Genomic DNA, 9,344 nt, shown 5'->3' with positions numbered 1-9,344 from the left:
GCGGGTGGGCCCCGGGCGGCGCGCCCGCCGTTGACGACGGGGCCCCTCCGCCGCAGCGGAGGGGTCCCGTCGAGGAGCTGCGCCGGCCGGTGACCGGCGGAGGGGAGCGATCAGACGCGGCCGCGGATCACGGCCTGCTTCACCTCGGCGATCGCCTTGGTCACCTGGATGCCGCGCGGGCACGCCTCGGTGCAGTTGAAGGTGGTGCGGCAGCGCCACACGCCCTCCTTGGAGTTCAGGATCTCCAGACGCTGCTCGCCCGCGTCGTCGCGCGAGTCGAAGATGAAGCGGTGCGCGTTCACGATCGCGGCCGGGCCGAAGTACTGCCCGTCGGTCCAGAACACGGGGCAGGACGAGGTGCACGCGGCGCAGAGGATGCACTTGGTGGTGTCGTCGAAGCGCTCGCGCTGCTCCGCGGACTGCAGTCGCTCGCGGCTGGGCTCCTGACCGCCCGCGACCAGGAACGGCATGACCTCCTTGTAGGAGTCGAAGAACGGCTCCATGTCCACGATGAGGTCCTTCTCCACCGGCAGGCCCTTGATCGGCTCGACCGTGATGGGCTTCGTGATGTCGAGGTCCTTCAGGAGCGTCTTGCAGGCCAGACGGTTGCGGCCGTTGATCCGCATCGCGTCCGAGCCGCAGACGCCGTGGGCGCAGGAGCGGCGGAAGGTCAGCGAGCCGTCCACGTGCCACTTGATCTCGTGCAGGGCGTCGAGCACACGGTCGGTGCCATGCATCGTGACGGTGAAGTCCTGCCAGTGGACGCCCTTGTCGTCCTCCGGGGTGAAGCGTGCGATGCGCAGCGTCACCTCGAACGAGGGGACCGCACCGGCATCGGACTCGGCCTGGGGCTTCTCGGCGACGGCAGTCATCAGAACGTGCGCTCCTTCGGCTCGTAGCGGGTGATCACGACGGGCTTGGTGCCCAGACGGATCGGGGTGCCCTCGACGCCCTCCTCACCCGGAAGGGTGCGGTAGGCCATGGTGTGCTCGAGGTAGTTGACGTCGTCGCGCTTCTCGAAGTCCTCGCGGAAGTGGCCGCCGCGGGACTCCTTGCGGTTCAGCGCGCCGAGCGCCACGATCTCGGCCAGGTCGAGCAGGAAGCCGAGCTCCACGGCCTCCATCAGGTCCAGGTTGTAGCGGCGGCCCTTGTCCTGGATCGCGACCGTCTCGTAGCGCTTCTTGAGGTCCTTGATGCCGGCCAGCGCCGTGCGGCAGGTCTCCTCGGTGCGGAACACCTGGACGTTGGCGTCCATGAGCTCCTGCAGATCGATGCGGATGTTCGCGATGCGGTCCTCGGTCGCGGGCCGGTCGCGCAGGCGCTCGAGCAGCTCGACGGTGGGGGTCTCCACTCCCTCGGGCAGCTCGGGCAGGTCGACCTCCGCGGCGTGCTCCGCGGCGGCGATGCCGGCGCGGCGCCCGAAGACGTTGATGTCCAGCAGCGAGTTGGTGCCCAGGCGGTTGCCGCCGTGCACGGACACGCACGCGGTCTCGCCGGCCGCGTACAGGCCGGGGATCACGTCGGTCGCGTTGGCGAGGACCTCGCCGCGGATGTTCGTGGGGATACCGCCCATGCCGTAGTGCGCGGTCGGGAAGACCGGCACCGGCTCGGTGTACGGCTCCACGCCCAGGTAGGTGCGCGCGAACTCGGTGATGTCCGGGAGCTTCGCGTCGATGTGCGCGGGCTCGAGGTGGGTGAGGTCGAGGTAGACGTAGTCCTTGTTCGGGCCGGCGCCGCGGCCCTCGCGCACCTCGTTGGCCATCGCGCGGGCGACCACGTCACGGGGGGCGAGGTCCTTCAGCGTCGGGGCGTAGCGCTCCATGAAGCGCTCCATCTCGCTGTTGCGCAGGATGCCGCCCTCGCCGCGCGCCGCCTCCGACAGCAGGATGCCGAGGCCCGCGAGGCCCGTCGGGTGGAACTGGAAGAACTCCATGTCCTCCAGCGGGATGCCGCGGCGGAACGCCATCGCGGGGCCGTCGCCGGTGAGGGTGTGGGCGTTCGAGGTGGTCTTGAAGATCTTGCCGAAGCCGCCGGAGGCGAACACGACCGACTTCGCTCGGAAGACGTGGATCTCGCCGGTGGCGAGCTCGTAGGTGACCACGCCGGAGGCGCGCACGCCCTCGTCGGAGCGGGGATCGCCGGTCATCAGCACGTCGAGCACGTAGTACTCGTTGAAGAACTCCACCTGCTGCTTCACGCAGTTCTGGTAGAGGGTCTGGAGGATCATGTGGCCGGTGCGGTCCGCGGCGTAGCAGGCGCGGCGCACGGGTGCCTCGCCGTGCTCACGGGTGTGCCCGCCGAAGCGGCGCTGGTCGATGCGTCCCTCGGGGGTGCGGTTGAAGGGCAGGCCCATCTTCTCCAGGTCGAGCACCGCGTCGATGGCCTCCTTGGCCATGACCTCGGCGGCGTCCTGGTCCACCAGGTAGTCGCCGCCCTTGACGGTGTCGTAGGTGTGCCACTCCCAGTTGTCCTCCTCGACGTTGGCGAGGGCCGCGCACATGCCGCCCTGCGCCGCGCCGGTGTGGGAGCGCGTGGGATAGAGCTTGGTGACGACCGCGGTGCGGGCGCGCTTGGAGGACTCCAGCGCCGCGCGCATCCCGGCGCCGCCGGCGCCGACGATCACCACGTCGTAGTTATGGGTCTGCATGTCGGGTGACTGCTCCGTTCCGGGAAGACCGTGAAGTGCGTGAGGAAGGGGAGGGGCGGCCGGGGTCCGGCCGCCCCGGGGGCGTCAGCCCTCGCAGAAGGAGGGCAGCAGGCTCGGTTCGGCGCCGACGGGGCAGGGATCGAAGGTGAAGATCACCAGGGTGCCCAGCACGATCGTGACGACGACCGCGAAGTACAGCAGGGCCTTGAGGACCATGCGGGTGCGGTCGCCACGGGAGTAGTCGTTGATGATCGTGCGCACGCCGTTGCCGCCGTGGATGAGGCCCAGCCAAAGCATCAGCAGGTCCCAGACCTGCCAGAAGGGGGAGGACCACTTGCCGCCGACGAAGGCGAAGTCGATGCCCTTGACGCCGTCGCCGAGCCACAGGTTCACGAAGAGGTGGCCGAAGACGAGGATGACCAGCAGCGCGCCGGAGCCGCGCATGAACATCCACGAGAGCATCTCGGCGTTCAGACCGCGCTGCCCGGTGCGGCGGTAGCGCGTGGAGGGATCCGGGATCGAGGTGGTGGAGGTCGACATGGGGATCACGCTCCGAACATGTGCATGAGGTGGCGGGGGAGGAAGCCGGCCATCAGGACGGCCCACACGATCACGACGCCCCAGAAGAGCTTGCGCTGGTGCACGGTCCCCTTGGACCAGAAGTCCACGAGGATGATGCGCAGGCCGTTGAGCGCGTGGAAGAGCACGGCGCCGACCAGGCCGACCTCGCCGAGGCCGAAGACGACGGTCTTGTAGTGGCCGATGACCTCGTTGTACGCCTCGGGCGAGACGCGCACGAGCGCGGTGTCCAGGACGTGCACGAGCAGGAACAGGAAGATCGCCATTCCTGAGATGCGGTGGGCGACCCAGGACCACATGCCCTCGCGTCCGCGATAGAGCGTCCCGGATTGGGCGGAAGTCACGGAGTTCCTCCAGAAGCGTCGGTATGTCGCCGGGAGCTCGACGGTGCTCCGCGGCGCGCGGCGCGGGACCCCGGGGACCGAGGTCCCCGCGGCCGTTGCAGCGCTCGGCGCCCTCGGGCGGCCGTTTCGCGACACGGCGACATCATCATCGCCCCCGACAGGGGCAGGTTCAGCGTAGCACCAGGCAGGAGGCGGGCGGGCCCGCCCCGGCCGCGTCGGCGGGCGGTGCCCAGGGGCCCGTCGAAGGCTGGATACGCTGGCTTCATGCCTGAAGCCCCCTTCGTCCCCGTGGTGCCCGCCGGAGGCTCCGGCACCAGACTGTGGCCGCTCTCACGTCGCGCCCGACCCAAGTTCCTGCTGGACCTCACCGGGCAGGGCCGCTCCCTGCTCCAGCTAACACTCGACCGCCTCGCGCCCCTCGCGGACCGGCCCCCGATCGTCGTCACGGGCCGCGCTCACGTCGCAGCGGTGCGCGAGCAGCTCGACGAGGACGTGCGCATCCTCGCGGAGCCCTCGGCCCGCAACTCCATGCCCGCGATCGCGCTCGCGGCCGCGCACGTGGAGCGCGAGTCGCCGGCGGCCGTGATCGGCTCCTTCGCCGCCGACCACCTCATCGAGGACGAGGCCGCCTTCGCCCGCGCCGTCACCGCCGCCCGGGACGCCGCCGAGCTCGGCCTCCTCGTCACCCTCGGCATCGCCCCCACCTCGCCGTCGACCGGCTTCGGCTACATCGAGTCCGCGGGCGACGGGGGAGCGGACCCCGCGCTCTCCGCGCGCCTGCGCGCCGTCGGTGCCGAGCCCGTCGTGCGCTTCGTCGAGAAGCCCGACCGCGAGCGGGCCGAGGCCTTCGTCGACGCGGGCCTGCGCTGGAACGCCGGCATGTTCGTGGTGCGCGCCTCGGTGCTGCTCGACGAGCTCGCCGTCCAGATCCCCGCCCTCGCCGCCGGGGCGCGCGAGATCGCAGCCGCGCACGGCGGCGCCGAGGAGCAGGAGGTGCTCGAGCGCGTCTGGCCCACGATGACCGCGATCGCGATCGACCACGCCCTCGCCGAGCCGCTCGCCGCGCAGGGGAGGGTCGCGGTGGTCCCGGCGGAGTTCGACTGGGACGATGTCGGCGACTTCGCGGCGCTCGCCCGCCAGCTCCGCGAGCGCGAGGGCGAGGTGCGCCGCGGCGAGGACGGCACCGAGGTCCATGTGGTGGGAAGCGCGAGCGTCGATGCGCTCTCCTCCCGGGCCACGGTGTACGGTTCCACGGATCGCCACATCGCCCTGGTCGGGCTCGAGGGCGTCAGCATCGTCGACACCGAGGACGCGCTGCTGGTGCTCGCCGACGAGAAGGCGCAGGCCCTCCAGCAGCTCGTCGGCCGGCTCGACGAGCAGGGGCTGGGCCGGCTGCGCTGACCCGCACCGCCGGACCCGCATCGCCGCAGGAGGCGAACGGCGGTCAGGGCGGTCGAGGACAGGAAAGGACAGGAGCGGACGCGTGGAGCAGTCGCAGCAGACGCTGGTCGGGACCTCGCAGCAGCGGGCGATGCTCGGACCGGAGGGGCTGATCGCCCGCACCGTCGCCGAGCGCGGCGACGCCCTGCGCGAGGTGCGCCGCCACCTCCACCGCCACCCCGAGCTCTCCCACCAGGAGCACGCCACCACCGACTTCATCGCCGAGCAGCTCACCGCCCTCGGGCTCGCGCCGAAGCGCATGGCCGCCACCGGCCTGATCTGCGACATCCCCGGCGCAGACCCGTCGCTGGAGCTGATGGGGCTGCGGGCGGACATGGACGCGCTCGGGATCCCCGAGCTCAGCACCGTCCCCTACCGCTCCGTCGTCGAGGGCGTCTCCCACGCCTGCGGCCACGACGTGCACATGAGCGCCGTGCTCGGCGCGGCGACCGCGCTGGTGCGGGTGGCCGAGGAGGGCGCGCTGCGCCGCGGCGTGCGCCTGGTGTTCCAGCCCGCCGAGGAGATGCATCCCTGCGGCGCGCTCGAGCTGATCGGGCAGGACGTCCTGGACGGCGTCGACTCGATCCTCGCCCTGCACTGCGACCCGGGCGTGGACGTGGGCCACGTGGGCCTGAAGTCCGGCCCGATCACCTCGGCCACCGATCCGGTGCGGATCCAGGTGCGCGGCGCGGGCGGACACACCTCCCGCCCCCATCTCACCCAGGACCTCGTCTACGCGCTCGGCTCGATCGCGACGCAGCTGCCGGCCGCGCTGACGCGGCGCATGGACCCGCGCTCCGGCGTGAACCTCACCTGGGGCTCGATCCACGCCGGCTCCGCCTTCAACGCGATCCCCAGCGCCGGCACCCTCGAGGGCACCCTGCGCTGCCTGGATCACGAGGCCTGGGACCGGGCCGAGCAGCTGCTCGAGGAGGTCCTGGCCGATCTCGTGCGCCCCTGGGGAGTCGAGGCGCGGGTCACCCACGACCGCGGGGTGCCGCCGGTCTCCAACAGCCCCGAGAGCGTCGAGGTGCTCGCCGCCGCGGTGCGCGGGGTGCTCGGGCGGGAGAACCTCGACCCCACGGCCCAGTCCCTCGGCGGCGAGGACTTCGCCTGGTACCTCGAGAAGGTGCCCGGGGCGCTCGCCCGCCTCGGCACCCGCACCCCCGGCGGACGCACCTACGACCTCCACATGGGCGACCTCATGATCGACGAGCGCGCGATCGGCATCGGGGCGAGCGTGCTCGCCGCCGCGTGCGTGCAGCGGGACCTGCAGGCCGCCTGACCCCGGAGGCCGCCGGAGTTCACCCCGGCGCCACCTCCGCGTCGATTTCATAACGGTTCGGGGCTGAACGCTCAACCCGTGCTCACCATGCGTCCGGCAGGGCTATCGTCCAATCGCACCGCGACAGCGACGTCGCCCGGACCCTCGGGGCGCTCCCGGCCCCTCGCACTCCCACCGGAGGAACCACCCATGAAGAGCATCACGCGTGCCCTCGCCCTCGCCGGCGCCGGGGCTCTCACCCTCGCCGCCTGCGGCAGCGCCCCGGAGGAGACGTCCGGCGGCGGCAGCGACGCCGGCGGCGGCGCCGCGAGCGACTACAAGGCCTGCATGGTCTCGGACTCCGGCGGCTGGGACGACAAGTCCTTCAACGAGTCCAGCTACAACGGCCTGCTGAATGCCGAGAAGAACCTCGGCATCCAGCAGCAGACCGCCGAGTCCACCACCGACTCCGACTTCGCCCCGAACATCAACAACATGGTCACCGAGGGCTGCGACCTGATCATCACGGTCGGCTTCCTCCTCGCCCCCGCCACCGGCACCGCCGCCCAGGCCAACGAGGGCACCGACTTCGCCATCGTCGACTCCACCGCCCAGGACGCCGACGGCAACCCGATCGAGCTCGAGAACGTCAAGCCCCTCGAGTTCGACACCGCCCAGGCCGCGTTCCTCGCCGGCTACCTCGCCGCCGGCATGACCGAGACCGGCAAGGTCGCCACCTACGGCGGCATGGACATCCCCACCGTCACCATCTTCATGGACGGCTACGCCGACGGCGTCGCCCACTACAACGAGACCCACGGCACCGAGGTCGAGGTGCTCGGCTGGAACAAGGAGTCCCAGCAGGGTTCCATCGTCGGCACCTTCGAGGACCAGTCCAAGGGCAAGGCCGTCTCGGACGAGTTCTACAACGCGGGCGCCGACATCGTCATGCCGGTCGCCGGTCCCGTCGGCGCCGGCACCCTCGCCTCCGCCAAGGAGGGCGAGGACCGCAAGGTGATCTGGGTCGACGCCGACGGCTACGAGACCAACTCCGCCGACCCCGAGGCGCAGTCCACGATCCTCACCTCCGTCATGAAGGAGATGACCGTGGGCGTCGAGGACGTCATCACCGGTGCGGCCGGCGGCGAGTACGACGCGACCCCGTACGTCGGCACCCTCGAGAACGGCGGCGTGGGCCTGGCACCCTTCCACGACTTCGAGGATGATGTCCCCGCCGAGCTCAGCGAGGAGATCGACGCCCTCACGCAGGAGATCATCGACGGCACGGTCGTCGTCGAGTCCGAGGCCTCGCCCGCGGGCGCCTGAGCCCCGTCATGAGCGCGGTCCCCGCCCCGAGGGCGGGGACCGCGTCCCATGTCCCACACCGCACGGCCGAGCAGCTCGGCCGGCACCGACGGAAGCGAGTGCTGTGAAGCTCGAACTGCGCGGCATCACGAAGACCTTCGGGTCCTTCGTGGCCAACGATGCGATCGACCTGGTCGTCGAACCGGGGGAGATCCACTCCCTGCTGGGGGAGAACGGCGCGGGCAAGTCCACCCTGATGAACGTGCTGTACGGGCTGTACCGCCCCGACGGCGGCCAGATCCTCCTGGACGATCGCCCCGTCAGCTTCTCCGACCCGGGCGACGCGATGGCGGCCGGCATCGGCATGGTCCACCAGCACTTCATGCTCGTTCCCGTCTTCACCGTCGCCGAGAACATGGTGCTGGGCAACGAGCCCACCCGCGGCGGCCTCCTGGACCTCGCCGCCGCCCGCAAGCTCGTGCGCGAGATCTCCGCTCGCTTCGGCTTCGACCTCGACCCCGACGCGCTGGTCGAGGACCTCCCCGTCGGCGCCCAGCAGCGCGTCGAGATCATCAAGGCCCTCAGCCGCCGCGCCGAGGTGCTCGTGCTGGACGAGCCCACCGCCGTGCTCACCCCGCACGAGACCGACGAGCTGATGACGATCATGCGCCAGCTGCGCGACGAGGGAACCTCGATCGTCTTCATCACCCACAAGCTCCGCGAGGTCAAGGCCGTCTCCGACCGGATCACCGTGATCCGGCGCGGGAAGGTGGTCGGCGAGGCCGATCCATCGGCCGACCAGGCCGAGCTCGCCTCCCTGATGGTCGGCCGCCAGGTCTCCCTCGCTCAGGAGAAGGCGCCCGCCGCGCCCGGCGAGATCGCCCTCGAGGTGGAGGACCTCCGCGTCACCGACGAGGCCGGCACCCGCACCCTCGACGGCGTCTCCTTCGAGGTGCGACACGGGGAGGTCCTCGGCATCGCCGGGGTCCAGGGCAACGGCCAGACCGAGCTCACCGAGGCGCTGCTGGGCCTGCAGGACACCGTCGCCGGCTCCGCCCGCCTCGAGGGGAGCGAGCTGGTGGGCCGCTCCACCAAGCAGATCCTCGACGCCGGCGTCGGCTTCGTCCCCGAGGACCGCACCCACGACGCGCTGGTCGCGGACTTCTCCGTCGCCGAGAACCTCGTGCTGGACCAGCACGACCGCACCCCCTTCGGCACGGCGGTGTCGATGTCGCTGAAGGCCATCGCCGAGAACGCGAGGAAGCTGATCCCGGAGTTCGACATCCGCACCGGATCGGCGGCATCGGCCGCGTCCACGCTGTCCGGCGGCAACCAGCAGAAGATCGTCATGGCCCGTGCGCTGAACCGCGAGCTGGCGCTCCTGATCGCCTCCCAGCCCACCCGCGGCGTGGACGTCGGCTCGATCGAGTTCCTCCACCGCCGCATCCTCGACGAGCGCGACAAGGGCACCCCCGTCGTGATCGTCTCGACCGAGCTCGACGAGGTCACCCAGCTCGCCGACCGCATCGCCGTGATGTACCGCGGCCGCATCCTCGGCATCGTCCCCGGCGACGAGGACCGCGACGTGCTGGGCCTGATGATGGCCGGCTACACCGCCGAGGCCGCCCGTGAGGCCGTCGCCGCCGGCGCCCGCACCACCGACTCCCAGCTCGCCGACGAAGGAGACATCGCGTGATGAGCACCCTCTTCGAGGCCGGCGCCGCCGGCTCCGCGCCCGGCGTCGGCGCGGGCGCCGCCGACGCCC

General features: G+C 71.4%; 8 protein-coding genes. 4 read left to right on the top strand and 4 right to left on the bottom strand.

Features of this window, described 5'->3' with window-relative positions; all coding sequences use genetic code 11:
- Nucleotides 1-110: 110 nt before the first annotated feature.
- From HMPREF3159_RS07865 to sdhC, 4 genes are all read right to left on the bottom strand, one after another.
- On the bottom strand, nt 111-872 hold the full coding sequence (locus tag HMPREF3159_RS07865) for a succinate dehydrogenase iron-sulfur subunit (protein ID WP_070500531.1): 762 nt from the start codon (nt 870-872) through the stop codon (nt 111-113).
- Entirely contained in the window at nt 872-2,647 is a 1,776-nt protein-coding gene (gene sdhA, locus HMPREF3159_RS07860; RefSeq protein WP_070500530.1) for a succinate dehydrogenase flavoprotein subunit, read from the bottom strand. The genes HMPREF3159_RS07865 and sdhA overlap by 1 nt, the downstream gene beginning before the upstream one ends.
- Nucleotides 2,648-2,731: 84 nt before the next feature.
- On the bottom strand, nt 2,732-3,187 hold the full coding sequence (locus HMPREF3159_RS07855) for a succinate dehydrogenase hydrophobic membrane anchor subunit (RefSeq protein ID WP_070500529.1): 456 nt from the start codon (nt 3,185-3,187) through the stop codon (nt 2,732-2,734).
- 5 nt (nt 3,188-3,192) lie between these two features.
- Entirely contained in the window at nt 3,193-3,570 is a 378-nt protein-coding gene (sdhC, locus tag HMPREF3159_RS07850) for a succinate dehydrogenase, cytochrome b556 subunit (RefSeq protein WP_083305863.1), read from the bottom strand.
- A 264-nt stretch (nt 3,571-3,834) separates the two neighbouring features.
- Here sdhC and HMPREF3159_RS07845 point away from each other — a divergent pair, with 264 nt between their 5' ends.
- From HMPREF3159_RS07845 to HMPREF3159_RS07830, 4 genes are all read left to right on the top strand, one after another.
- Nucleotides 3,835-4,971 carry a mannose-1-phosphate guanylyltransferase gene (locus HMPREF3159_RS07845; RefSeq protein ID WP_070500528.1) on the top strand — a complete coding sequence of 379 codons (1,137 nt, stop codon included), beginning with the start codon at nt 3,835-3,837 and terminating at the stop codon, nt 4,969-4,971.
- 82 nt (nt 4,972-5,053) lie between these two features.
- Nucleotides 5,054-6,295, top strand: coding sequence for a M20 family metallopeptidase (locus tag HMPREF3159_RS07840; protein WP_070500527.1), 1,242 nt, complete (start codon nt 5,054-5,056; stop codon nt 6,293-6,295).
- A 189-nt stretch (nt 6,296-6,484) separates the two neighbouring features.
- On the top strand, nt 6,485-7,600 hold the full coding sequence (locus HMPREF3159_RS07835; protein WP_070500526.1) for a BMP family lipoprotein: 1,116 nt from the start codon (nt 6,485-6,487) through the stop codon (nt 7,598-7,600).
- A gap of 103 nt (nt 7,601-7,703) precedes the next feature.
- Nucleotides 7,704-9,275, top strand: a complete 1,572-nt coding sequence (locus tag HMPREF3159_RS07830) for an ABC transporter ATP-binding protein (protein ID WP_070500525.1) — start codon at nt 7,704-7,706, stop codon at nt 9,273-9,275.
- The last annotated feature ends 69 nt before the right edge of the window (nt 9,276-9,344 follow it).

This window comes from Brachybacterium sp. HMSC06H03 (assembly GCF_001807385.1).
GTDB lineage: Bacteria > Actinomycetota > Actinomycetes > Actinomycetales > Dermabacteraceae > Brachybacterium > Brachybacterium conglomeratum.
Note: the sequence above shows the minus strand (reverse complement) of the source record. Positions and strands in the feature narration are given on the sequence as shown.

What these genes read in the sequence shown, in the direction of transcription:
- HMPREF3159_RS07865 (WP_070500531.1), bottom strand. Translation starts at nt 872, where the DNA reads ATGACTGCCGTCGCCGAGAAGCCCCAGGCCGAGTCCGATGCCGGTGCG.
- sdhA (WP_070500530.1), bottom strand. Translation starts at nt 2,647, where the DNA reads ATGCAGACCCATAACTACGACGTGGTGATCGTCGGCGCCGGCGGCGCC.
- HMPREF3159_RS07855 (WP_070500529.1), bottom strand. Translation starts at nt 3,187, where the DNA reads ATGTCGACCTCCACCACCTCGATCCCGGATCCCTCCACGCGCTACCGC.
- HMPREF3159_RS07845 (WP_070500528.1), top strand. Translation starts at nt 3,835, where the DNA reads ATGCCTGAAGCCCCCTTCGTCCCCGTGGTGCCCGCCGGAGGCTCCGGC.
- HMPREF3159_RS07835 (WP_070500526.1), top strand. Translation starts at nt 6,485, where the DNA reads ATGAAGAGCATCACGCGTGCCCTCGCCCTCGCCGGCGCCGGGGCTCTC.